Source organism: Enterobacter cloacae complex sp. P14RS (assembly GCF_014895895.1).
In the GTDB taxonomy this organism is placed as follows: Bacteria; Pseudomonadota; Gammaproteobacteria; order Enterobacterales; family Enterobacteriaceae; genus Enterobacter; species Enterobacter bugandensis.
The window spans coordinates 89,258-113,412 of the sequence record NZ_JADBQM010000025.1 but is presented as its reverse complement, the minus strand read 5'-3'; the positions used below and the strand labels follow the sequence as shown (position 1 = coordinate 113,412).

Here is a 24,155-nt window from a genome sequence, read left to right as displayed (position 1 = left end):
GCCGCTCGGGAACCCCACCACGGGGTAATGCTTTTTTACTGGCCTGCTTCCTGCTGGAAGCGGGGCGCATCATATCAAATGAGACGCCCCTGTAAAGCATTCCTTTAGGGAAAAGAAGCTGTTTGCCTGCTTTTTATCCGTAAAGGCGCAAAGCTAATCAATTCATTTTCCGAAAGATTAAAGAATGATGGTTCTGTTACCGTAGACAAAGACACGCTGCGCCAGCACCTGATACAGGGCACGACTCAACACGTTCTTCTCAACGTCACGTCCGGCGCGCATCATATCTTCTGCGGTGTAGGTGTGATCCACGTGAATCACGTCCTGCATGATGATGGGACCTTCGTCCAGATTGTCATTCACGTAGTGCGCGGTTGCGCCGATAATCTTCACGCCGCGCTCGTACGCCTGGTGATAAGGCCGCGCGCCAATAAAGGCTGGCAGGAACGAGTGGTGAATGTTGATAATCTTGTTCGGGAAGCGGGCGACGAAGGAAGGCGTCAGCACGCGCATATATTTCGCCAGCACCACGTAGTCCGGGTTATGCGCTTCAATGGCAGCAGCCATCAGGTTGTCGTGCTCTTCACGGGTATGGCCTTCATGGCTCACCAGCTCAAACGGAATATCAAAACGCTCAACCAGCGTGCGCAGGGTTTCGTGGTTGCCGATAACAGCGGCAATTTCTACGTCCAGGCCGCCGTAATTGGCCTTCATCAACAGATCGCCCAGGCAGTGAGCTTCTTTCGTCACCAGAATCACAATGCGACGACGGCCCGCAGGATTCAGCTCACGCACGGAACCGTCCGGCAGCGCGCTGTCCAGATCGGCCAGCAGGGTGGTGTCGTTGAAAATGCCTTCCAGTTCGGTACGCATGAAGAAGCGACCGGTACGGTGGTCAACGAACTCGTTGTTCTGCACGATATTCAGTTCATGCTTGTAGCAAATATTGGTGATTCGTGCGATCAGCCCTTTTTGATCGGGACAGATAGTGCGCAGAACTTTACGTTGTAATGATTGCATCGCCGGGAAATCCTGTTTGTATTTGCGAAGTCTGGGTTGTCAGGCGTTACTGCCCGCAACACTTTTTGAATTTTTTTCCTGAACCACAAGGGCAGGTATCGTTACGACCAAACTGTGGGCGCGTACCGTCAATATAGTACCACTGCCCGCTTTCCTTTAAGAACCGGGAACGCTCGATAATGGCGCCAGGCCTGGCGTTCTCGGTAAAACGGGCAACAAAGCTGACAAAGCCTTCGTCGTGGTGGCTACCGGGTGAAGATTCAAACACGGTAAGCCCAAGCCAGTGGGTGTTGGCGAACCCGGCTTCGATCTCCTGTCGGAAATCGGCGGCGTGGCAGGACGGGTGCCAGGTTTTTATCAGGTAGTCTGCGTCTTTGATCACAAAAGCAGTATACCGTGAACGCATGAGGTGTGACGGATCCGGTGCAACCTGATTGCCAGAAAGATATCGCTGGCAACATAGGCTATACTCCAGAGCGCTACCACAGGGGCAGAGTTGAGACACGATTCTCTTCCTGGAACAAAAAATAAGGGCGTAAAACGCCTCGGGTAGCACTATGTTAACTGAGCAGTTGCGTTGACGCTATGTCAGGAATCCAGGGGAAGTAAAACAGGGCTAATGAGAAAGGTTAAAATTGGACTGGCGCTGGGATCAGGTGCAGCCCGGGGATGGTCTCATATCGGCGTGATTAATGCCTTAAACAAGATGGGCGTTGACGTTGATATCGTAGCAGGATGTTCAATCGGATCGCTTGTCGGCTCCGCCTACGCGTGCGGCAAGCTTCCGGATCTCGAAACCTGGGTGCGCTCCTTCAGCTATTGGGACGTGCTGCGTCTGATGGATCTCTCCTGGCAGCGCGGTGGGCTGTTGCGCGGTGAACGCGTCTTTAACCAGTTCCGCCGGGTGATGCCTCTCGAAGACTTTACTGACTGCCGGATGCCTTTCGGCGCCGTCGCAACTAATCTCAGCACAGGCCGTGAACTCTGGCTGACCGAAGGGGATATTCACCTTGCGGTGCGTGCTTCATGCAGTATTCCTGGGCTTATGGCGCCCGTGCCCCATAACGGTTACTGGCTTGTCGATGGTGGTGTCGTTAACCCGGTTCCCATCTCTCTGACGCGCGCCATGGGGGCGGACATCGTCATCGCCGTTGATTTGCAGCACGACGCTCATCTGATGCAGCAAGACCTTATGCCGGTCAATCTGCAGAGCGAAGATGCCGACATCGAAAAGCTTGCCTGGCATGAACGCCTGCGCGGAAGAATTGGTCGCCTGGCCGCACGACGCTCGGTTGCCGCACCGACGGCCATGGAGATCATGACCACCTCAATTCAGGTTCTTGAGAATCGCCTTAAACGTAACCGTATGGCTGGCGATCCTCCGGATATTCTTATTCAGCCTTACTGTCCGCAAATCTCTACCCTTGATTTCCATCGGGCTGAGGCCGCCATCGCAGCGGGCTCGCTAGCCGTCGAAAAGAAAATAGACGAGTTGCTGCCGTTTGTGCGAACAGCACGTTAAGCACCTTTTTTTGACTACTTCAGCAAAATCTGACAGGCGATAGTGCCGATAGCATGCCACTATTTAGTAACTGTCAGCCAGGGGAGGAACCATGACGCAGCCATTGGCCGGAAAACACATTTTGATTGTTGAAGACGAGCCCGTTTTCCGATCGCTACTGGATTCGTGGTTATCCTCGCTGGGAGCAAACACTTTACTGGCTGAAGATGGTGTCGACGCGCTGGAAAAAATGACCGGTATTACGCCCGATCTGATGATTTGCGACATCGCGATGCCGCGAATGAATGGACTGAAACTGGTTGAACATCTGCGCAACGAGGGTGACCAGATGCCCATTCTGGTGATCTCCGCGACAGAAAATATGGCGGATATTGCCAAAGCATTACGTCTTGGCGTTCAGGATATTTTGCTGAAACCCGTCAAAGATCTGAACCGGTTACGTGAAACGGTATTAGCGTGCCTTTATCCAAATATGTTTAATTCCCGCGTTGAGGAAGAGGAACGCCTTTTTCAGGACTGGGACGCGCTGGTGAGTAATCCGCCAGCGGCGGCGAAATTGTTGCAAGAACTTCAGCCTCCCGTTCAGCAAACTATTTCCCACTGCCGCGTAAACTATCGCCAGCTGGTGGCGGCCGATCAGCCTGGGCTGGTGCTGGATATTGCACCTCTGTCTGATTCCGACCTCGCATTTTATTCTCTGGACGTAACCCGTGCAGGGGATAATGGCGTATTAGCTGCATTGTTACTTCGCGCGCTCTTTAATGGATTATTGCAGGAACAGTTATCACATCAGGGACAACGGCTCCCTGAGTTAGGCAGTTTACTCAAACAGGTAAACCAGCTTTTTCGTCAGGCCAATTTACCCGGACAGTTCCCGCTGCTGGTTGGTTATTACCATAGCGGTTTAAAGAATCTTATCCTCGTTTCTGCAGGTCTCAACGCGTCACTGAATACCGGGGAACACCATATTCAGGTGAGTAACGGGGTGCCGCTTGGAACACTGGGAACGGCGTATCTAAATCAAATTAGCCATCGCTGTTCTTCCTGGCAGTGCCAAATTTGGGGTGCCGGGGGAAGGCTTCGCTTAATGTTGTCCACGGAATAAGCAATTGGATCTTAATTTTAAGATTGCTTTACCTGTGTTTTCTCGGGAGTGCTACTATCGCTGCCCAGATTCATGCGTATTTGTCCTAATTCATCGGCAACGCGTTCTTTTCAGACCCGGACTGCGGGGCGAGGCTGATATACTCAACGCGTTATTTATTGCATAAAAGTTCAAAACTTGAACAGCTCAGGAGAATTTGAATGGCTGCCCTAAATTCGAAAGTCAGAAAGGCCGTCATCCCGGTAGCGGGATTGGGGACCAGGATGTTACCAGCAACTAAGGCGATTCCTAAAGAGATGCTGCCTCTGGTTGATAAGCCATTAATCCAGTATGTCGTTAATGAGTGTATCGCGGCCGGCATTACTGAAATTGTGCTGGTTACGCATTCATCTAAAAACTCTATCGAAAACCACTTCGATACAAGTTTTGAACTCGAAGCCATGCTGGAAAAACGCGTTAAGCGTCAGCTGTTAGAAGAAGTTCAGTCTATTTGCCCTCCGCACGTCACCATTATGCAGGTTCGTCAGGGGCTGGCTAAAGGTCTGGGCCACGCGGTTATGTGTGCACACCCGGTTGTGGGTGATGAGCCCGTCGCGGTTATTCTGCCTGACGTGATTCTGGATGAATACGAATCCGATCTTTCCCAGGACAACCTGGCTGAGATGATCCACCGCTTCGACGAAACGGGCTGCAGCCAGATCATGGTTGAGCCAGTTGAAGACGTGACCGCTTACGGTGTGGTTGACTGCAAGGGCGTGAACCTTGAGCCAGGCGAAAGCGTGCCAATGGTTGGTGTCGTAGAGAAGCCTAAAGCCGACGTAGCGCCGTCTAATCTGGCAGTGGTGGGTCGCTATGTCCTGAGTGCTGAAATCTGGCCACTGCTGGCGAAAACGCCTCCAGGAGCAGGGGATGAAATCCAGCTGACGGATGCCATTGATATGCTGATCGAGAAAGAGACCGTTGAGGCTTACCACATGAAAGGTAAGAGCCATGACTGCGGTAATAAGCTCGGTTATATGCAGGCGTTCGTTGAATACGGCATTCGACATAATACGCTGGGTGAAGAATTTAAAGGCTGGCTCAAAGAGAGTATGGGTATTAAGAAATAATACAGGCGTAAATCTATGAAACCGGTGTGGCGCTGCCCACCGGTTTTTTTATGCCCATAAGACGCCATGACCAGCCTGTTTGTAAGCGAAACTAAATAGCCAAATAACGCTTTATGACGGAGTGTAAGAGGATGTTAGTGATAAATTGCGGGCAAAAAAAATCCCACCAGAGGCGGGATTTTTCTGAATTCGGCTTGATTAATCCTTGATCAGGAAGTCATCCAACTGTTTACCTTGCTCATCCATAGCTTTCTTGATTACAGCAGGAGTACGGCCCTGGCCGGTCCAGGTTTTAGTTTCGCCGTTCTCATCAACATAGCTATATTTAGCAGGACGGGCAGCGCGTTTTGCTTTGGTACCGGTTTTTGCAGCAGCAATGCTGTTCAGCAATTCATTTGGATCGATACCATCAGCAATCAGCATTTCACGATATTGCTGCAGTTTACGCGTACGCTCTTCGATTTCAGCTGCAGCAGCGCTTTCTTCTTCGCGACGTTCATTAACTACAACTTCTAATTTTTCCAGCATTTCTTCGAGCGTTTCAAGGGTACATTCTCTTGCCTGCGCACGAAGAGTACGGATGTTGTTCAGAATTTTAAGTGCTTCGCTCATTGTAGTAATCTCAAACTTATAATGGGGGGTGGTTTGTTGACCTAATAATAGAGCCATAAATTCAGATGTGCAATAGCCAGGAATGTAAGGAATTCAAAAAATACTAAATAAAGCCGCTATTATTAATTACGCTAACTTAAATTTCCTCTTTGGCAGTCTCGCTTGTTATCACGATAACCTGCTTAACCCCGCCGCTTGCATCTTTTTTTTGTGACATTTGCCGCAGGAATTATAGTTTCGGCGGATAAATATCAGCCTTTTGTATTAGTTCCAGGCGACGGTGTTAAGGCAGGAATAGTTAATAAATAGTGAATTTTAATGAACGTAGATTCCACAATAAAAAGAAGTGTTATGTTTGGCTAATCATATAACCTGTTCACCAGCATGACCGTCATTACTCTCTGTTTTAGCGGATTATTTTTGCGAAAAGAGGGCGTTTTACACCTTTCAGCACGGCATCGTTTGTGCGGCGTGTCGCTGATGACCAGACAAAATATGGTACAATGAATCATCGGGAATATTACACATTGATTAGGGTTTTACGGCCAATGGCACAACTTTATTTCTACTATTCGGCAATGAATGCCGGGAAATCCACCGCACTGCTGCAATCCTCATACAATTACCAGGAACGAGGAATGCGTACCGTTGTTTATACCGCTGAAATCGACGATCGCTTCGGTGCAGGGAAGGTGAGTTCCAGAATAGGCCTCTCTTCGCCAGCCAGGCTGTTTAACCCGCAAACTGACCTGCTGGAGGATATCCGCGCTGCGCATGCGTCAGAGCCCATTCACTGCGTGCTGGTTGATGAGAGCCAGTTCCTGACGCGTGAACAGGTGCACGCGCTCTCTGAAGTGGTTGATGAGCTCGATATCCCCGTTCTGTGCTACGGGCTGCGTACGGACTTCCGCGGGGAGCTGTTTGCCGGAAGCCAGTATTTGCTTGCCTGGTCAGATAAGCTGGTTGAACTAAAAACTATCTGTTTCTGCGGACGCAAGGCCAGCATGGTGCTTCGTCTCGACCAGGCTGGAAAACCTTATGCGGACGGTGAGCAGGTGGTGATTGGTGGCAATGAACGCTATGTGTCGGTCTGCCGTAAGCATTATAAGGAAGCGTTGTCCGTAGGCTCGCTGACGGCGATCCAGCACGACAACAGAAAATAATATCTGCCGTTATTCAGACATAAAAAAAACCCGCCATACAGGCGGGTTTTTTCCTCAGACTGTCAATTAAGCGCTTTTCTTCGCTTTCTTGTCAGCTTTAATGATCGGAGCTTCTGCTTTCACAGCAGCAACGACACCTTCTTTGAACTCACGACCGTAGTAGGTATCCAGCAGAATCTGTTTCAGCTCGGAGATCAGTGGGTAGCGCGGGTTAGCACCAGTACACTGGTCATCGAAGGCATCTTCAGACAGCTTGTCTACGTGAGCGAGGAAGTCAGCTTCCTGAACGCCTGCTTCACGGATAGATTTAGGAATACCCAGTTCAGCTTTCAGACTTTCCAGCCATGCCAGCAGTTTCTCAATCTTCGCAGCAGTACGGTCGCCCGGTGCGCTCAGACCAAGGTGGTCAGCGATTTCAGCATAACGACGGCGCGCTTGCGGACGGTCATACTGGCTGAACGCAGTCTGCTTGGTTGGGTTGTCGTTGGCGTTATAGCGGATAACGTTGCTGATCAACAGGGCGTTCGCCAGACCGTGAGGAATGTGGAACTGTGAACCCAGCTTGTGCGCCATAGAGTGGCAAACACCCAGGAAGGCGTTCGCAAACGCGATACCGGCGATGGTTGCTGCACTGTGGACACGTTCACGTGCTACAGGGTTTTTAGAACCTTCATTGTAGGACGCTGGCAGGTTTTCTTTCAGCAGTTTCAGAGCCTGCAGAGCCTGACCGTCAGAGAACTCAGACGCCAGTACAGAAACGTAGGCTTCCAGCGCGTGAGTCACGGCATCCAGACCACCGAACGCACACAGAGACTTCGGCATTTCCATTACCAGGTTGGCATCAACGATAGCCATATCTGGCGTCAGCGCGTAGTCAGCCAGCGGGTATTTCTGACCTGTTGCGTCATCTGTTACTACCGCGAATGGCGTCACTTCTGAGCCGGTACCGGAAGTAGTGGTGACGGCGATCATTTTCGCTTTCACGCCCATTTTCGGGAACTTGTAGATACGTTTACGGATGTCCATAAAGCGCAGCGCCAGCTCTTCGAAGTGGGTTTCCGGATGTTCGTACATAACCCACATGATTTTCGCGGCGTCCATTGGGGAACCACCACCCAGTGCGATAATCACATCTGGTTTGAAGGAGTTCGCCAGTTCAGCACCCTTGCGTACAACGCTCAGGGTTGGGTCAGCTTCAACTTCGAAGAACACTTCAGTTTCGACGCCAGCCGCTTTCAGCACAGAGGTGATCTGGTCAGCGTAGCCGTTGTTGAACAGGAAACGGTCAGTCACGATGAGCGCACGTTTGTGGCCATCAGTAATCACTTCATCCAGCGCGATTGGCAGAGAGCCACGGCGGAAGTAGATAGATTTCGGAAGTTTGTGCCACAACATGTTTTCAGCTCGCTTAGCAACGGTTTTCTTGTTGATCAGGTGTTTTGGACCAACGTTTTCAGAGATGGAGTTACCACCCCAGGAACCACAACCCAGAGTCAGGGAAGGTGCGAGTTTGAAGTTATACAGGTCACCGATACCACCCTGAGAAGCAGGGGTGTTAATCAGGATACGGGCAGTTTTCATCATCTGACCGAAGTGGGCAACACGCTCTGGCTGATTATCCTGGTCGGTGTACAGACATGAGGTATGACCGATACCGCCCATGGCAACCAGCTTCTCGGCTTTTTCTACCGCGTCTTCGAAATCTTTCGCACGGTACATAGCAAGCGTAGGAGACAGTTTTTCGTGAGCAAACGGCTCGCTTTCGTCGACAACTTTAACTTCACCGATCAGGATCTTGGTGGTCGCCGGAACGGTAAAGCCTGCGAGTTCAGCGATTTTATAGGCTGGCTGACCTACGATAGCAGCGTTCAGCGCGCCATTTTTGAGGATGATGTCCTGAACCGCTTTCAGCTCTTTGCCCTGCAGCAGGTAGCCGCCGTGGCTGGCGAAACGCTCGCGTACTGCGTCGTACACGGAATCAACAACAACTACAGACTGTTCTGATGCACAGATAACGCCGTTATCGAAGGTTTTAGACATCAGCACAGACGCAACAGCGCGTTTGATGTCAGCGGTTTCATCGATAACAACGGGGGTGTTACCTGCGCCTACACCGATTGCTGGTTTACCGGAGCTGTATGCTGCTTTAACCATACCAGGACCACCGGTCGCCAGAATCAGGTTAATGTCCGGGTGATGCATCAGCGCGTTAGACAGTTCAACAGAAGGTTGGTCGATCCAGCCAATCAGATCTTTTGGTGCGCCCGCAGCAATTGCTGCCTGCAGAACGATGTCTGCTGCTTTATTTGTTGCGTCTTTCGCACGTGGATGTGGAGAGAAGATGATTGCGTTACGGGTCTTCAGGCTGATCAGCGATTTGAAGATAGCCGTTGAAGTAGGGTTAGTCGTTGGAACAATACCGCAAATGATGCCGATAGGTTCGGCGATGGTGATCGTCCCGAAGGTGTCGTCTTCAGACAGAACGCCACAGGTTTTCTCATCTTTATAGGCGTTGTAGATATACTCAGAAGCAAAGTGGTTTTTGATCACTTTATCTTCAACGATACCCATGCCAGATTCGGCAACGGCCATTTTAGCGAGAGGGATTCGAGCATCTGCAGCAGCCAGAGCGGCCGCGCGGAAGATTTTATCAACCTGTTCTTGGGTGAAATTGGCATATTCACGCTGGGCTTTTTTAACGCGCTCGACGAGGGCGTTCAGTTCAGCGATATTAGTAACAGCCATAATGCTCTCCTGATAATGTTTAAACTCTTTTAGTAAACCAGCGCTCGATACGTCAGACAGTATAGACAGTGCCAATACGACTTGCGTTACATAAAGTAAAACAAAGGGTTACTTTATGCTCCAGTACACTAATTTACTAAAAGAGCCTTACCTTAGCATCATCCCTTTTTGTCAGGTGACCTCCCTGGGGGCGTAATCAAGATTACTCACTTCTGAGTACGGAAATCATGATCTGCGTCAATTTCCCACCAAGCTGATACCTTTCAGCAGGGTTATTTAATGGATATATTTCCACTGTTAATTAATTAAGTAACTATTGGAAGTGACGCTATCATTGTCTCAACATATGTTTAACATTCTGAAATGCTAACGTTTTGGCACAGATTTCTGGTGAAGTATGCTAATAAAAAGCGTATCTTCAGCGCGATTTTTCCTAACAATGTAACTGTCCCGGGCATGCGCAAAAGCGGAGCAAAACGTGATCCAAACGCTCTTTGATTTTCCAACGTATTTCAAATTTTTTATTGGTCTGTTTGCCCTGGTCAACCCGGTGGGGATCATTCCTGTCTTCATTAGTATGACCAGTTACCAGACGGCGGCGGCCCGGAACAAAACCAATCTTACCGCTAACCTGTCTGTGGCAATCATTTTGCTCACCTCGCTTTTCCTGGGTGATGCCATTCTCCAGCTCTTTGGCATCTCGATTGACTCCTTCCGCATTGCGGGCGGGATCCTGGTGGTGACCATTGCCATGTCCATGATCAGCGGTAAGCTGGGTGAGGATAAGCAGAACAAGCAGGAAAAGTCAGAAACCGCCATCCGCGAAAGTATCGGCGTGGTTCCGCTGGCATTGCCCCTCATGGCCGGGCCGGGTGCCATCAGTTCAACCATTGTCTGGGGCACGCGTTACCATAGCCTCATGCATTTGATTGGTTTTTCTGTCGCGATTGCCTTTTTCGCGCTCTGTTGCTGGGGCGTATTCCGTATGGCGCCGTTGCTGGTACGCCTGCTGGGGCAGACCGGCATCAACGTTATTACGCGTATCATGGGGCTGCTGTTAATGGCACTCGGGATCGAATTCATTGTCACGGGTATTAAAAGCATTTTCCCCGGCTTGTTACATTGATATTTCATACGAAAGAACGGCGCTTCGGCGCCGTTTTTTTTGTATCAATATCAGCAAATCATATAAATAAAGTTGAAAAGCTTACCTGTCATAATAAATTCTACTAATAATGTTCATCTCATATATTTCATAGAGTTATGAATTCATCTCAAGCCTGTCTGCACAGAAAATCTTCGAACGCACTGTTATTTTACTCACACGATAGTCTTGGGCTTGCTGCGGGATAACCGAAATGATATTAGTAATTTCAATATTTCGTTAGATGAATGTGCTAAATAATAATCAATTGTTAAATTTTTGTACAAAACTACGCGATGAGAATGCAGCGACGCGCCTGAAGAGAAAATCTTCCATATTAGTTTGAATTTCAAGTGTTTTTTAGGGTGCTCAACGTATGGAAGGGCTGGGCAAGACGATACGACCTGGGCCGTAAAAGAGAATTGCTTAACAAATTTGCAAAATGTATTGGCGCGTGTTTACGCCATTTGATACTTTCCGGCCTACTATTTTGCAGCCTAAAACAAGTAGATGAGAATTATTTTCATATAATCCTCTTCTCAGATATCCAGCACAGGTCTCAAACAGGGGAGGCCTGGCAAGAATCGACGCAAGACGGCCATACGAGCGGTCAGTAATAAAAAAGTCGGTGATAGCAAGCAGTAAAAAAAGAACCTGACAGCAGCAAAAAAAACTCCTGCGCTGTACAGGCCCCAACAGGGGATTAGACAGCTGGCGAAAGCCAGTAATTATAATGAGTGGAGTACCAACACAATGTCCATCATCACAAAAAAAAATCTGGTAGCGGCGGGGATTTTAACTGCGCTAATCGCGGGAAACGCTGCAATGGCTGCGGACGTTCCTGCAGGTGTTCAACTGGCGGAAAAACAGACGCTGGTGCGTAACAACGGTGCGGAAGTGCAGTCTCTCGATCCGCATAAAATTGAAGGCGTTCCTGAGTCAAACGTTAACCGCGACCTGTTCGAAGGTCTGCTGGTGACTGACGTAGACGGCCACCCGGCACCGGGTGTGGCAGAAAAGTGGGAAAATAAAGATTTCAAAGTCTGGACCTTCCATCTGCGTAAAGATGCCAAATGGTCCGACGGTACACCGGTTACCGCCGAAGATTTCGTGTATAGCTGGCAGCGCCTGGCGAATCCAAATACCGCCTCTCCGTATGCGAGCTATCTGCAGTATGGCCACATCGCCAATATCGATGACATCATCGCCGGTAAAAAGCCGGTCACCGACCTGGGCGTGAAGGCGATCGATGCTAATACCTTTGAAGTGACGTTGAGCGAACCTGTTCCGTACTTCTATAAGCTGCTGGTTCACCCGTCCGTCTCGCCGGTACCAAAATCCGCCGTGGAAAAATTTGGTGAAAAATGGACGCAGCCTGCAAATATCGTGACCAACGGCGCCTATAAGCTGAAAGACTGGGTGGTCAACGAACGTATGGTGCTGGAGCGTAACCCGCAGTACTGGGATAATGCGAAGACCGTGATTAATCAGGTCACCTACCTGCCAATCTCTTCCGAAGTGACTGACGTTAACCGCTACCGCAGCGGTGAAATCGACATGACCTATAACAACATGCCGATTGAACTGTTCCAGAAGCTGAAGAAAGAGATCCCGAAAGAAGTTCACGTCGATCCATATCTGTGCACCTATTATTACGAAATCAACAACCAGAAAGCACCGTTCACCGACGTGCGCGTTCGTACCGCGCTGAAGCTGGCACTGGATCGCGATATCATCGTGAACAAAGTGAAAAACCAGGGCGATCTGCCGGCGTACAGCTACACGCCTCCGTATACCGATGGGATGAAACTGGTTGAGCCTGAGTGGTTCAAATGGTCGCAGGAAAAACGTAACGAAGAAGCGAAAAAACTGCTGGCTGAAGCAGGATACACCGCAGACAAGCCGCTGACGTTCAACCTGCTGTATAACACATCAGATCTGCATAAAAAACTGGCGATTGCCGTCGCGTCTATCTGGAAGAAAAACCTGGGCGTGAACGTTAAGCTGGAAAACCAGGAGTGGAAAACCTTCCTCGATACGCGTCATCAGGGGACCTTCGACGTGGCGCGTGCGGGCTGGTGTGCGGACTATAACGAACCGACATCATTCCTGAACACCATGCTCAGCGACAGTTCAAACAACACGGCGCACTATAAGAGCCCGGCGTTTGACAAGATCATCGCTGAAACCCTGAAAGTCTCTGACGATGCGCAGCGCGCAGAGCTGTACGCGAAATCAGAAGAACAGCTCGATAAAGACTCTGCAATTGTACCGGTTTACTACTACGTTAACGCCCGTCTGGTGAAACCGTGGGTAGGGGGTTATACCGGTAAAGACCCGTTGGATAATATTTCCGTTAAGAATCTTTATATTATCAAGCATTAATGGCAATACGTGGGGCGAGCCTGGCTTGCCCCACTGTGTCTACTTTGTAACATTCATCAGGCACACGCCAGAAGGTACGGGCAATGTTGAAATTTATCCTGCGTCGCTGTTTAGAAGCGATACCAACGTTATTTATTCTAATTACGATTTCCTTCTTTATGATGCGTCTCGCGCCGGGAAGTCCATTTACCGGTGAACGTACGTTGCCGCCAGAAGTCATGGCCAACATCGAAGCGAAGTATCACTTAAACGATCCCATCACCACCCAATACTTCAATTATCTGAAGCAGCTGGCGCACGGTGATTTTGGACCGTCATTTAAATATAAAGACTATTCCGTTAACGATCTGGTGGCCTCCAGCTTCCCGGTCTCGGCAAAACTGGGTGCTGCAGCATTCATTTTGGCCGTCGTTCTCGGGGTCACCGCAGGCGTTATCGCCGCGCTCAGACAAAATACCAAATGGGATTATGCCGTAATGGGGGTGGCAATGACTGGGGTAGTCATACCCAGCTTCGTTGTCGCGCCATTGCTGGTGATGATATTTGCCATCACGCTGAAATGGCTGCCCGGGGGCGGCTGGAACGGCGGGGCATTGAAGTTCATGATTTTGCCGATGGTGGCATTATCGCTGGCGTACATCGCCAGTATCGCGCGTATTACCCGTGGTTCTATGATCGAAGTGCTGCACTCTAACTTCATCCGCACCGCGCGCGCGAAAGGGCTGCCGATGCGCCGGATCATCTTCCGCCACGCGCTCAAGCCGGCGCTGCTGCCTGTGCTCTCCTATATGGGACCGGCATTCGTCGGCATCATTACGGGTTCAATGGTTATCGAAACAATTTACGGCCTGCCGGGTATTGGTCAACTGTTCGTAAACGGGGCACTTAACCGTGACTATTCGCTCGTTCTGAGCCTCACGATCCTCGTGGGCGCACTGACCATTCTCTTTAACGCCGTTGTCGATGTGCTTTATGCCGTTATCGACCCGAAAATTCGTTACTAACGCTGGAGCACGCCATGATGTTGAGTAAGAAAAACAGCGAGGCGCTGGAAAACTTCAGTGAAAAACTGGAAGTAGAAGGTCGTAGCCTCTGGCAGGACGCGCGCCGTCGCTTTATGCATAACCGTGCGGCGGTCGCCAGCCTGGTTGTGCTGGTGATCATCGCGCTGTTTGTCACCCTGGCGCCAATGCTGTCGCAATTTACCTATTTCGATACGGACTGGGGCATGATGTCCAGCGCGCCTGATATGGAGTCCGGCCACTATTTCGGTACCGATTCATCCGGCCGTGATTTGCTGGTGCGCGTGGCGATTGGTGGCCGTATTTCTCTGATGGTCGGTATCGCCGCCGCGCTGGTGGCGGTGATCGTGGGGACGCTTTACGGCGCGCTTTCCGGCTACCTTGGCGGCAAAGTAGACTCGGTGATGATGCGTCTCCTGGAAATCCTGAACTCCTTTCCGTTTATGTTCTTCGTGATTTTGCTGGTGACCTTCTTCGGCCAGAACATCCTGTTGATCTTCGTGGCCATCGGGATGGTTTCCTGGCTGGATATGGCGCGTATCGTGCGCGGCCAGACGCTGAGCCTCAAACGCAAAGAGTTTATCGAAGCGGCGCAGGTAGGCGGGGTATCAACCAGTAATATCGTGGTTCGTCATATCGTGCCTAACGTGCTGGGCGTGGTGGTGGTCTATGCCTCACTGCTGGTGCCAAGCATGATTCTGTTTGAATCCTTCCTCAGCTTCCTGGGGCTGGGCACGCAGGAGCCATTGAGCAGCTGGGGTGCGCTGCTGAGCGACGGCGCAAACTCGATGGAAGTTTCACCGTGGCTGCTGCTTTATCCGGCGGGTTTCCTGGTCGTTACCCTGTTTTGTTTTAACTTTATCGGCGATGGCCTGCGTGATGCCCTCGACCCGAAAGACCGTTAAGGAGCGCCGTCATGACAATTATTGAAACGGCCACCGCGCCACAGGCGCAGCAGCAGAGCAATCTTCTGCTGGATGTTAAAGACCTCCGCGTGACCTTTAAAACCCCGGACGGCGATGTTACTGCGGTCAACGATCTCAACTTTAACCTGAGCAAAGGGGAAACGCTGGGGATCGTGGGTGAATCCGGCTCCGGAAAATCCCAGACGGCATTTGCATTAATGGGCCTGCTAGCCGCTAACGGCGTGATTGGCGGTTCGGCGAAATTCAACGGTCGCGAAATTCTTAACCTGCCGGAGCTCGAGCTGAACAAGCTTCGCGCCGAACAGATCTCAATGATTTTCCAGGATCCGATGACCTCCCTGAACCCGTATATGCGCGTCGGTGAGCAGCTGATGGAAGTCCTGATGCTGCACAAAGGTCTGGGCAAAGCGGAAGCTTTTGAGGAATCCGTTAAAATGCTGGATGCGGTAAAAATGCCGGAAGCGCGCAAGCGCATGCGCATGTTCCCGCACGAGTTCTCTGGCGGTATGCGTCAGCGCGTGATGATTGCCATGGCGCTGCTGTGCCGGCCAAAACTGCTGATTGCCGATGAACCGACTACCGCGCTGGACGTCACCGTGCAGGCGCAAATCATGACCCTGCTGAACGAGCTTAAGCGTGAGTTCAACACGGCGATTATCATGATCACCCACGATCTGGGCGTGGTTGCCGGTATCTGTGACAAAGTGCTGGTGATGTACGCCGGGCGCACCATGGAATACGGCAAAGCGCGCGACGTGTTCTATCAGCCAGCCCATCCGTACTCGATTGGCCTGCTGAACGCGGTGCCGCGTCTTGATGCGGAAGGGGAGTCCCTGCTCACCATTCCGGGCAACCCGCCAAACCTGCTGCGACTGCCGAAAGGCTGTCCGTTCCAGCCGCGCTGCCCGCACGCGATGGAAATCTGTAACAGCGCGCCGCCGCTGGAAGAATTTGCCCCAGGCCGTCTGCGCGCCTGCTTTAAGCCGCAGGAGGAGCTGGTATGAACGCAGTAGATGAAAAACGCAACGTGCTGCTCGAAATCGCCGACCTCAAGGTGCATTTCGACATCAAAGACGGCAAGCAGTGGTTCTGGCAGCCGCCGAAGACCCTGAAAGCGGTAGATGGCGTCACCTTGCGTCTGTACGAGGGGGAAACCCTGGGCGTGGTGGGCGAATCCGGCTGCGGTAAATCCACCTTTGCGCGTGCGATTATCGGTCTGGTGAAAGCCACCGGCGGCAAAGTGGCCTGGCTGGGTAAAGATCTGCTGGGCATGAAGCCTGACGAGTGGCGCGACGTGCGCAGCGATATCCAGATGATTTTCCAGGATCCGCTGGCGTCATTAAACCCGCGTATGACCATCGGTGAGATTATCGCCGAACCGCTGCGCACCTATCATCCAAAGATGCCGCGTCAGGAAGTCCGCGACCGCGTGAAGGCGATGATGCTCAAAGTCGGGTTGTTGCCTAACCTCATTAACCGTTACCCGCATGAATTTTCAGGCGGCCAGTGTCAGCGTATTGGCATTGCGCGTGCGCTTATCCTTGAGCCGAAACTGATTATTTGTGATGAACCGGTCTCCGCGCTGGACGTGTCGATTCAGGCGCAGGTGGTTAACCTGCTTCAGAAACTACAGCGCGAAATGGGGCTGTCGCTAATCTTCATTGCGCACGACCTGGCGGTGGTAAAACACATCTCCGACCGCGTGCTGGTGATGTATCTGGGCCATGCCGTGGAACTGGGAACCTATGACGAGGTGTACCATAACCCGCTGCACCCCTATACCAAAGCGCTGATGTCGGCTGTGCCGATCCCCGATCCGGATCTGGAAAAGAATAAAACGATTCAGCTTCTGGAAGGGGAATTGCCGTCGCCGATCAATCCGCCGTCGGGCTGCGTGTTCCGCACGCGATGCCCAATGGCCGGGCCGGAATGCGCGAAAACGCGACCGGTGCTGGAGGGCAGTTTCCGACATGCGGTTTCCTGCCTGAAAGTAGACCCGCTATAATCGCAAGGGCTGACATGATGTCAGCCCTTATTTTTTTGCGAGGTTACCGTGTCGCGTTTATTCACTTCAGCCCGTCGGCGGCTCTATCATCTTTTATTCGATCCTGAAACGGTATCGGGACGCCGTTTTGAAGGTCTGTGTGCGCTGTTTGCGCTATTGAGCGTAGTGGTCATCTTTATTGAATCGGGTGTTGGGACGCAATATCACCTGACATTTGAGGAATGGCATGCGTTTGTCTGGCTGGAACTTATTATTACCCTGGTCTTTACCGCTGAGTATATTCTGCGTGTTGTTTGCTGGCCCAACCCGGCAAAGTACGTCTTTAGCTTCTGGGGCTTTATTGATTTAGCGACGATCCTGCCGCTCTATGTAATGTGGCTGTGGCCGGAGATCAGCCTCAACTATGTTTTCGCCTGGCGAGCGATGCGCGTTATTCGGGTCTTGCGTATTCTGAAGTTACTGCGCTTTATGCCGTCGCTGCGCGTATTCTGGAGTGCGATCGTCAGCGCACGTCATCAGCTTATTCTGTTCTATTCGTTTATTGCCATCGTCATGATTGTTTTTGGCGCGCTGATGTATTTGATCGAAGGGCCGAAATATGGCTTCACGACGCTCAACGCGTCCGTCTACTGGGCGATAGTGACCGTTACGACCGTGGGGTATGGCGATATCACGCCCCATACGCCGCTGGGGCGGATTGTGGCATCCGTGCTGATTCTGATTGGGTATTCGGTAATTGCCATTCCGACGGGGCTTATTACCACGCACATGAGCAGCGCGTTTCAGAACCATAAACTGCGGCGCAAATGTCCGAACTGCCACCAGGTCGATCATGAACACAGCGCGCGGTTTTGCAACCGCTGCGGAAGCGCGTTGTCGGATTAAATAAAAAAGGCTGCTATCGCAGCCTTTTTTATTATTCGCGCCACAGTATGTGGCACAGCTTGTGGTCTTTCTCACGACACAGCAGGACGCGCGCAAAAATGTCGTTAATTTCACCGCCGTCTTCATCAGCCAGCCCAATAACCACTTCGGCAAAGAAGTCAGGGTTCAGGTCGAAATCTACATGTTCGGCCCAGTCCTCTGAAGGGTCGAACAATTCGGCACCGCCGCGCTCTTCGAACTGCAGATTAAAGAGGATCACGTCTGCGGGATCGAGGTTATCAACCGCCAGTTCGAGAAAAATGTCATAGGCCTGCTCGAGCGTTTCGTCTTCGGTCAGGCGATTGTTCAGATCCATTTCCATGATGACTACCTGTTTAACATCGTTGGGCACGTTTTACAGCAACGGACTAAAGAAGTAAAACAGTCGTTCAGCTATTCGCTGCCATAACGGACGTTTTACCCACAGCCTGGCATCCAGCAGCCGCGAGCGGGAGATATAGTCATCCTGAACCGCCGCCAGGTCACCGCCAAAGCCGGCATCATCAATCACCAGGGTGATTTCAAAGTTTAGCCACAGGCTGCGCATATCAAGGTTAACCGTGCCCACCAGGCTTAATTCGCCGTCGACCAGCACGCTCTTGGTGTGCAGGAGACCGCCTTCAAACTGGTAAATTTTCACCCCGGCGGCAAGCAGTTCGCTAAAGAAGGCACGGCTGGCCCAGCCCACCAGAAGGGAGTCATTTTTGCGTGGCAGAATGATACTGACATCGACGCCGCGCTGCGCTGCGGTACAAATCGCGTGCAGCAGATCATCGCTGGGGACAAAGTAGGGCGTCGTCATGATCAGATATTCACGCGCGGAGTAGGTTGCCGTCAGCAGCGCCTGGTGAATCAAGTCCTCCGGGAAGCCTGGTCCGGAGGCGATAGTATGAATTGTATGACCGCTGGCCTCTTCAAACGGCATAATATTGCCATCCGGCGGTGGCGGCAGGATACGCTTGCCGGTCTCTATCTCCCAGTCGCAGGAGTAAACGATGCCCATCGAGGTGGCAATCGGCCCCTCCATTCGCGCCATCAGATCCACCCATTGCCCGACGCCGGAGTCCTGTTTAAAGAAGCGCGGGTCAACCATGTTCATACTGCCGGTGTAGGCAATATAGTTATCGATCATGACCATTTTACGGTGCTGGCGAAGGTCCATCCGGCGCAGAAACACGCGCAGGAGATTCACCTTCAGTGCCTCAACCACCTCGATACCGGCGTTACGCATCATGCCCGCCCAGGGGCTACGGAAAAATGCCACGCTGCCCGCGGAGTCCAGCATCAGACGGCAGTGGATCCCCCTGCGTGCGGCCGCCATCAAGGATTCAGCGACCTGGTCAGCCATGCCGCCGGGCTGCCAGATATAAAACACCATCTCAATATTATGGCGAGCCAGCTGAATATCGCGGATTAACGCCTGCATGACATCATCGGACGACGTCAGAAGCTGGAGCTGATTGCCCTTAACGCCGCCAATCCCCTGGCGGCGCTCGCAGAGCTTAAACAGCGAGGAGGCGACGCTGCTGTTCTCCTCGGCAAAGATATGCTTACAGGCTTTGAGATCGTTAAGCCACTTCGCGGTGGAAGGCCACATTGCGCGCGCCCGCTCGGCACGGCGCTTACCCAGATGAAGCTCACCGAAAGAGAGATAGGCAATAATTCCCACCAGTGGGAGGATATAAATGATCAGAAGCCAGGCCATGGCAGAGGGTACGGCTCTGCGCTTCATCAGGATGCGTAACGTCACACCCGCGATTAACAGCCAGTATCCCAGAATGACCAGCCAACTCACCACGGTGTAGAAGGTTGTCATAGATAAAAAAATCCTTTTGAAAGCGTATTGTTATGAGTGTACGCATCAGGATTCATCTGGCAAATAAAAACGCCAGGTAAAAGCGCTGGTTTGCTGCCGGGTTGGGTTTATAATGTCGGCTCTGTTTGAGAAAGAGTTGTAGACATGAAGCGCAGTAGAACAGAAGTAGGGCGCTGGCGTATGTTGCGACAGGTGAGTCGTCGCAAGGCTCGTTGGCTGGAAGCACAATCCCGCCGCAATATGCGTATCCACGCCATCAGAAAATGTGGATTGACCCGGCACCGCAATGCGTTGCTGTTCGCAGTCCAGGATATCTGAAACCCATGAGGGCACCGCAAGGTGCCCGCTGATTATATTGTGTCTTATTTTGCGAATATCGTTATTGCGGCGATATTCCGGTTATTTTTAGCAAAAGGAGGGAGAGGTGTTTGCGGAGTTTGGTGTACTGAATTTCTGGACGTATGTTGTTGGCGCATTTTTTATCGTGCTGGTTCCCGGGCCAAACACCCTGTTTGTGCTGAAAACGGGGATCGGTCACGGTGTGAAAAAAGGATATCTTGCCGCGACCGGTGTGTTTATCGGTGATGCGGTATTGATGTTCCTGGCCTGGGCGGGTGTTGCGGCATTGATCCAGACGACCCCCGTACTCTTTAATATCGTGCGCTATCTCGGGGCTTTCTATCTGCTGTGGTTGGGCGGAAAAATGCTCTGGTCGGTGATCACACGTCAGAATAATACTCAAGAGAGCGGAACCGAGCCTGCCAGCACGATCATGAAACGCTCCCTCGTCCTGAGCCTGACCAATCCAAAAGCGATTCTGTTCTACGTTTCGTTCTTTGTGCAGTTTATCGACGTGAATGCGCAAAATACCGGGACCTCTTTCCTGATCCTCGCTACCACGCTTGAGCTGATTAGCTTTATGTACATGAGCTTTCTGATCTTCTCTGGGGCGTTTGTTACGCGTTATCTGAAAACCAAAAAGAAACTGGCAAAGCTGGGGAACGGGCTGATAGGGCTGCTGTTTGTCGGGTTTGCGGCGCGGTTAGCGTCACTGCATTAATGTGAAGAAAGGCTCCTGAGGGAGCCTTTTTACCTCAGAACACTTTCTTATACGGTCGCACCGTCACTTTTGCATACACACCCGCCGCAACGTATGGGTCTGCGTCAGCCCAGGCCTGCGCCGCTTCAAGAGACTCAAACTCAGCAATAACCGTGGAGCCAGAAAAACCGGCGGCTCCCGGGTCATTGCTGTCAACAGCAGGCATTGGACCCGCGGTCAGCAAACGGCCTTCGTCCTGGAGCAGCTGCAGGCGAGCCAGATGGGCAGGGCGAACAGAGAGACGTTTTTCGAGGGAATCAGCGACATCTTCAGAGTAAATCACGTAAAGCACGGTGAAGCTCCTTAAGCGTTATAAAGTGTCAGTTACGTTATGTGAAAGGGCAATTGACTGCAATGTAAAGATAAAAACAACGTTAATACCCCGATCTGGATGTCCTTTTTTTGACCACTCCTGCGCTTTAATTGCGCCAGAACAAAGTGTCTTATTGAATATGATTGCTATTTGCATTTAAAATCAGGGTCCGGTTTTTTAACGTTGATGATTATGACTTCGATGACCCTTGATTTACCTCGCCGCTTTCCCTGGCCGACGCTGTTGTCCGTCGTGATTCACGGTGCCGTCGTGGCGGGTTTGCTCTACACCTCGGTTCATCAGGTTATTGAAATGCCCGCACCCGCCCAGCCGATCTCGGTAACCATGGTCTCGCCAGCGGATCTCGAACCGCCGCAGGTTGCGCCACCACCGCCACAGCCGGTTGCTGAGCCTGAACCGGAACCCGAGCCTGTACCGGAGCCACCGAAGGAGGCACCGGTGGTGATCCACAAACCTGAACCGAAGCCAAAACCTAAGCCGAAGCCAAAGCCGGTGAAGAAGGTCGAGGAGCGTCCGAAACGTGAAGAACGCCCGGTTGAACCGCGCGCGACCCAGCCGGTCGAGAATACAGCGCCTTCGCGTCCGATCATGAATAACAGCGCACCGGCGGCGAAGCCGACGGTTGCCGCACCAGCGGGCCCACGTGCGTTGAGCCGTAATCAGCCTCAATATCCGGCGCGGGCTCAGGCCTTACGTATTGAAGGTCGCGTACGGGTGAAATTTGACGTCACTGCGGATGGCCGCGTGGATAACGTGGAAATCCTGTCTGCGCAACCTTCTAATATGTTTGAGCGCGAAGTGAAGTCGGCGATGCGCAGATGGCGCTACGAACCCGGTAAACCGGGAAGTGGACTGATCGTGAACATTGTTTTCCGCCTGAATGGCGGGGCGCAGATGGAATAAGAAAAGCCTCCGAAAGGAGGCTTTTTTTTGCCTGCCATTCAGGCTGGCGGAAGCTGACGAGGTTTACCCTCGCTATCGACAGCGACATAAATAAACAACGCTTCAGTTGCTTTATAGCGCTGTCCAATCGGTTCAGAAGAGACTTTCTTCACCCAGACTTCAATATTGATGGAGATGGATGTATTGCCGCGCTTTACGCAGCGGGCGTAACAGCAAACCACATCACCTACCGCAACCGGGCGCAGGAAGGTCATTCCATCCACCCGCACGGTCACCACGCGTCCGTGAGCAATCTCTTTTGCCAGAATTGCGCCGCCCATATCCATCTGCGACATCAGCCAGCCGCCAAAAATATCGCCATTGGCATTGGTGTCAGCGGGCATTGCCAGTGTGCGTAAAACCAGTTCGCCCTGAGGGGCGTTATTTGTTGTCATTGTTTTAACTCATAACGGAAGACTTCAGGCGGGATGCTACTATGATTTCACAGCGGAGAGAATAGACCAGAACGCCTGTCGAACACGTTCTGGTCAGTCAGCAATCAGTGCTTGTCGTCCTGCGGCATGTGGCGATAGATATAAATGCCGCTTAGCAGGGTGAATATCAGCGTCAGGGCCGTCAGGCCGAAGACCTTGAAGTTGACCCAGATATTCTGTGGCAGCCAGAAAGCGATATAGATATTGGCAAGACCGCAAAGGATAAAGAACACGGCCCAGGCGATATTCAGGCGCGACCAGACTTCCTGAGGCAGCGTCAGCTCTTTGCCGAGCATGCGCTGGATCAGCGGCTTTTTCATCACCCACTGGCTGATGAGCAGCGCACCCGCAAACAGCGCGTAGATCACCGTCACTTTCCACTTGATAAATTCATCATTGTGGAAGAAGAGGGTTAGCCCACCGAATACGGCGACCAGGACGAACGTTACCAGCGCCATTTTCTCAACTTTACGGTAGCGCACCCAGCTGTAGATCAGCACAACCGCTGTCGCAATAATCAGCGCTGTGGTGGCAGCATAAATGTCATACAGTTTGTAAAACGCGAAAAAGACCACCAGCGGTAAAAAATCAAGAAACTGCTTCATTCTGTGATTCCATCTTCTTTGTTGAGCCGGGCCCTGTCATGCACCCGGCATCAGGGTTACTGACGAATTAACATATACAGGCGGAACAGATAGACAAGCAGCACCGCTGAAATCAGGTTGCTCAGTGTATTCGCGACCACCGCGCCAACGTTCGGGGTTAATACCGCAAAATTCGGTGCAAACAGGAGCAGGAGCGTTTTTGCCAGCAGCCAGGCAATGACTGCGGGAGCCACCAGACGCATATTAGCCCATGCGAGTCGGATGCTGCTGCGCATCGCGGTAAAAATTCCCATTTTATCCTGCACGATCATTACTGGGGCAAAAGCGAGCACAATAGCCAGTAACACGCCCGGCACCACAACCAGCATAATTCCCATCTGCACCAGCATGGTGGTTAAAAAGATCAGGATAAACAGCTTAGGTAAGACCGGCGCGCTGGCGCCAATCGCCCGCAAGGCGCTGACCCGGTGGCCCGCCGACACCAGTTGGATCATCAGCAAAACGCCGCCCGCCAGAATGGCGTTACCAATCAGGCCAGAAAACGTGGATGCGGCAGACGCCCGGAGCAGAATTTGTTGCTGCTCTGGCGTCATGTTTTGCACCAGTTCAAATAGCCCCACGCTTCCTGCAAGATGGTCGCCCTGGCTCAGGCTGGCAATCTGTTCTTCACTCGGTGAGAACGCATGACCCAGCACCACAGTGATAAAGGCGCAAAGCAACGCGATCAGTAAAAAGGTAATGAACTGATTGCGGAAAAAATTTCCCGTGTCACGGTAGACAGACTTCGCCGTGATAGACATGCACTCTCCTTGCGTATTGCAGGTGTTAATTAGCCGGCAATTGTACACCGGATGAACCTGCTGTGGCAGCATCAAGGCTTGTATGGAAAAGCATATCTTTGTAAAGCGGCGGTAATCCAAAGCGTGCGCGGGCGCGATTACAGGCTTCGTTGACCTGCCCATCTTCCCCCGACATGGCAAATTCCCGGCACGGGCTGGGGCGATCCTCATAGATTGCGCACCGGGTCGAAACCCCGGGCTCCCCTTGTAAGGCCGCGCAGCGGGCCTGCTTTTGATTGGTGCCGCTCATGCAGCGCAGAAAGGGGGTTAACGGCTCAGTAAGATGAACCGGAACGGTACCGCCGCCATCGCTGGCTTCAGCCCAGTAGAAAGAGACTCGAAAATACGCACAACAGGCTCCGCACGTCATGCACGGGTTAACTTCACTCATAGCACACCTGCAA

General features: G+C 51.8%; 25 protein-coding genes. 14 read left to right on the top strand and 11 right to left on the bottom strand.

Translation table 11 applies throughout. The features are described from left to right. Window positions 1-177: 177 nt before the first annotated feature. Window positions 178-1,020, bottom strand: coding sequence for a formyltetrahydrofolate deformylase (purU, locus tag IM295_RS20230; RefSeq protein WP_028013439.1), 843 nt, complete (start codon window positions 1,018-1,020; stop codon window positions 178-180). Window positions 1,021-1,066: 46 nt separating this feature from the next. After that, window positions 1,067-1,525, bottom strand: a complete 459-nt coding sequence (locus IM295_RS20225) for a YchJ family protein (protein WP_041909602.1) — start codon at window positions 1,523-1,525, stop codon at window positions 1,067-1,069. A gap of 114 nt (window positions 1,526-1,639) precedes the next feature. Here IM295_RS20225 and rssA point away from each other — a divergent pair, with 114 nt between their 5' ends. The 3 genes from rssA (at window position 1,640) to galU (ending at window position 4,756) form a co-directional block, all read left to right on the top strand. Next, the gene (gene rssA, locus IM295_RS20220) at window positions 1,640-2,542 is read left to right on the top strand and encodes a patatin-like phospholipase RssA (RefSeq protein WP_047368711.1); all 903 of its coding nucleotides are present in this window, start codon (window positions 1,640-1,642) and stop codon (window positions 2,540-2,542) included. A gap of 91 nt (window positions 2,543-2,633) precedes the next feature. Beyond that, on the top strand, window positions 2,634-3,647 hold the full coding sequence (gene rssB / locus IM295_RS20215) for a two-component system response regulator RssB (RefSeq protein ID WP_028013436.1): 1,014 nt from the start codon (window positions 2,634-2,636) through the stop codon (window positions 3,645-3,647). Between the two features lie 200 nt (window positions 3,648-3,847). Beyond that, entirely contained in the window at window positions 3,848-4,756 is a 909-nt protein-coding gene (gene galU / locus IM295_RS20210) for a UTP--glucose-1-phosphate uridylyltransferase GalU (protein WP_028013435.1), read from the top strand. A gap of 198 nt (window positions 4,757-4,954) precedes the next feature. Here the strand turns inward: galU and hns are convergent, their stop codons facing one another. Further along, window positions 4,955-5,368, bottom strand: coding sequence for a histone-like nucleoid-structuring protein H-NS (gene hns / locus IM295_RS20205; protein ID WP_028013434.1), 414 nt, complete (start codon window positions 5,366-5,368; stop codon window positions 4,955-4,957). Window positions 5,369-5,916: 548 nt separating this feature from the next. Here hns and tdk point away from each other — a divergent pair. Next, entirely contained in the window at window positions 5,917-6,531 is a 615-nt protein-coding gene (gene tdk / locus IM295_RS20200; RefSeq protein ID WP_028013433.1) for a thymidine kinase, read from the top strand. 66 nt (window positions 6,532-6,597) lie between these two features. Here the strand turns inward: tdk and adhE are convergent, their stop codons facing one another. Next, window positions 6,598-9,276, bottom strand: coding sequence for a bifunctional acetaldehyde-CoA/alcohol dehydrogenase (gene adhE / locus IM295_RS20195; RefSeq protein WP_193067246.1), 2,679 nt, complete (start codon window positions 9,274-9,276; stop codon window positions 6,598-6,600). A gap of 478 nt (window positions 9,277-9,754) precedes the next feature. On the opposite strand from adhE, the gene IM295_RS20190 reads away from it, so the two are divergent. The 7 genes from IM295_RS20190 to IM295_RS20160 all read left to right on the top strand — a co-directional run bounded on the left by IM295_RS20190 (window position 9,755) and on the right by IM295_RS20160 (window position 17,643). Beyond that, entirely contained in the window at window positions 9,755-10,402 is a 648-nt protein-coding gene (locus IM295_RS20190) for a YchE family NAAT transporter (RefSeq protein ID WP_028013431.1), read from the top strand. Between the two features lie 771 nt (window positions 10,403-11,173). Then, entirely contained in the window at window positions 11,174-12,805 is a 1,632-nt protein-coding gene (gene oppA / locus IM295_RS20185) for an oligopeptide ABC transporter substrate-binding protein OppA (RefSeq protein WP_028013430.1), read from the top strand. An 83-nt stretch (window positions 12,806-12,888) separates the two neighbouring features. After that, a complete protein-coding gene (gene oppB / locus IM295_RS20180; protein WP_028013429.1) occupies window positions 12,889-13,809 on the top strand; it encodes an oligopeptide ABC transporter permease OppB in 921 nt (306 codons plus the stop codon). Between the two features lie 14 nt (window positions 13,810-13,823). After that, entirely contained in the window at window positions 13,824-14,732 is a 909-nt protein-coding gene (gene oppC / locus IM295_RS20175; RefSeq protein ID WP_028013428.1) for an oligopeptide ABC transporter permease OppC, read from the top strand. An 11-nt stretch (window positions 14,733-14,743) separates the two neighbouring features. Beyond that, window positions 14,744-15,757 (top strand): ABC transporter ATP-binding protein, encoded by a 1,014-nt coding sequence (locus tag IM295_RS20170; RefSeq protein WP_028013427.1) that lies wholly within the window; start codon window positions 14,744-14,746, stop codon window positions 15,755-15,757. Continuing rightward, window positions 15,754-16,758, top strand: coding sequence for a murein tripeptide/oligopeptide ABC transporter ATP-binding protein OppF (oppF, locus tag IM295_RS20165; RefSeq protein ID WP_041909608.1), 1,005 nt, complete (start codon window positions 15,754-15,756; stop codon window positions 16,756-16,758). The genes IM295_RS20170 and oppF overlap by 4 nt, the downstream gene beginning before the upstream one ends. Before the next feature lie 48 nt (window positions 16,759-16,806). Then, window positions 16,807-17,643, top strand: coding sequence for an ion transporter (locus IM295_RS20160; protein WP_063942350.1), 837 nt, complete (start codon window positions 16,807-16,809; stop codon window positions 17,641-17,643). Between the two features lie 31 nt (window positions 17,644-17,674). Here IM295_RS20160 and IM295_RS20155 read toward each other — a convergent pair whose 3' ends face one another. Both IM295_RS20155 and cls read right to left on the bottom strand, forming a co-directional pair. Beyond that, window positions 17,675-18,004 (bottom strand): HI1450 family dsDNA-mimic protein, encoded by a 330-nt coding sequence (locus tag IM295_RS20155; protein ID WP_006810881.1) that lies wholly within the window; start codon window positions 18,002-18,004, stop codon window positions 17,675-17,677. Between the two features lie 33 nt (window positions 18,005-18,037). After that, a complete protein-coding gene (gene cls / locus IM295_RS20150) occupies window positions 18,038-19,498 on the bottom strand; it encodes a cardiolipin synthase (RefSeq protein ID WP_028013424.1) in 1,461 nt (486 codons plus the stop codon). Between the two features lie 144 nt (window positions 19,499-19,642). On the opposite strand from cls, the gene IM295_RS20145 reads away from it, so the two are divergent. Both IM295_RS20145 and leuE read left to right on the top strand, forming a co-directional pair. Then, entirely contained in the window at window positions 19,643-19,816 is a 174-nt protein-coding gene (locus tag IM295_RS20145; protein WP_086379783.1) for a YciY family protein, read from the top strand. Window positions 19,817-19,922: 106 nt separating this feature from the next. Then, window positions 19,923-20,558 (top strand): leucine efflux protein LeuE, encoded by a 636-nt coding sequence (gene leuE / locus IM295_RS20140; RefSeq protein ID WP_048999271.1) that lies wholly within the window; start codon window positions 19,923-19,925, stop codon window positions 20,556-20,558. A 34-nt stretch (window positions 20,559-20,592) separates the two neighbouring features. On the opposite strand, the gene IM295_RS20135 is transcribed toward leuE, so the two are convergent. Then, window positions 20,593-20,889 (bottom strand): YciI family protein, encoded by a 297-nt coding sequence (locus tag IM295_RS20135; protein ID WP_045260670.1) that lies wholly within the window; start codon window positions 20,887-20,889, stop codon window positions 20,593-20,595. Between the two features lie 222 nt (window positions 20,890-21,111). Here IM295_RS20135 and tonB point away from each other — a divergent pair, with 222 nt between their 5' ends. After that, a complete protein-coding gene (gene tonB, locus IM295_RS20130; protein ID WP_193067259.1) occupies window positions 21,112-21,834 on the top strand; it encodes a TonB system transport protein TonB in 723 nt (240 codons plus the stop codon). Window positions 21,835-21,872: 38 nt separating this feature from the next. Here tonB and yciA read toward each other — a convergent pair whose 3' ends face one another. The 4 genes from yciA to IM295_RS20110 form a co-directional block, all read right to left on the bottom strand. Further along, entirely contained in the window at window positions 21,873-22,268 is a 396-nt protein-coding gene (yciA, locus tag IM295_RS20125) for an acyl-CoA thioester hydrolase YciA (RefSeq protein ID WP_028013420.1), read from the bottom strand. Window positions 22,269-22,372: 104 nt separating this feature from the next. Then, on the bottom strand, window positions 22,373-22,912 hold the full coding sequence (locus IM295_RS20120; protein WP_028013419.1) for a septation protein A: 540 nt from the start codon (window positions 22,910-22,912) through the stop codon (window positions 22,373-22,375). Window positions 22,913-22,968: 56 nt separating this feature from the next. Then, window positions 22,969-23,712 carry a YciC family protein gene (locus IM295_RS20115; protein ID WP_028013418.1) on the bottom strand — a complete coding sequence of 248 codons (744 nt, stop codon included), beginning with the start codon at window positions 23,710-23,712 and terminating at the stop codon, window positions 22,969-22,971. A gap of 25 nt (window positions 23,713-23,737) precedes the next feature. Continuing rightward, a complete protein-coding gene (locus IM295_RS20110) occupies window positions 23,738-24,142 on the bottom strand; it encodes a YkgJ family cysteine cluster protein (RefSeq protein WP_052682991.1) in 405 nt (134 codons plus the stop codon). Window positions 24,143-24,155 lie beyond the last annotated feature (13 nt).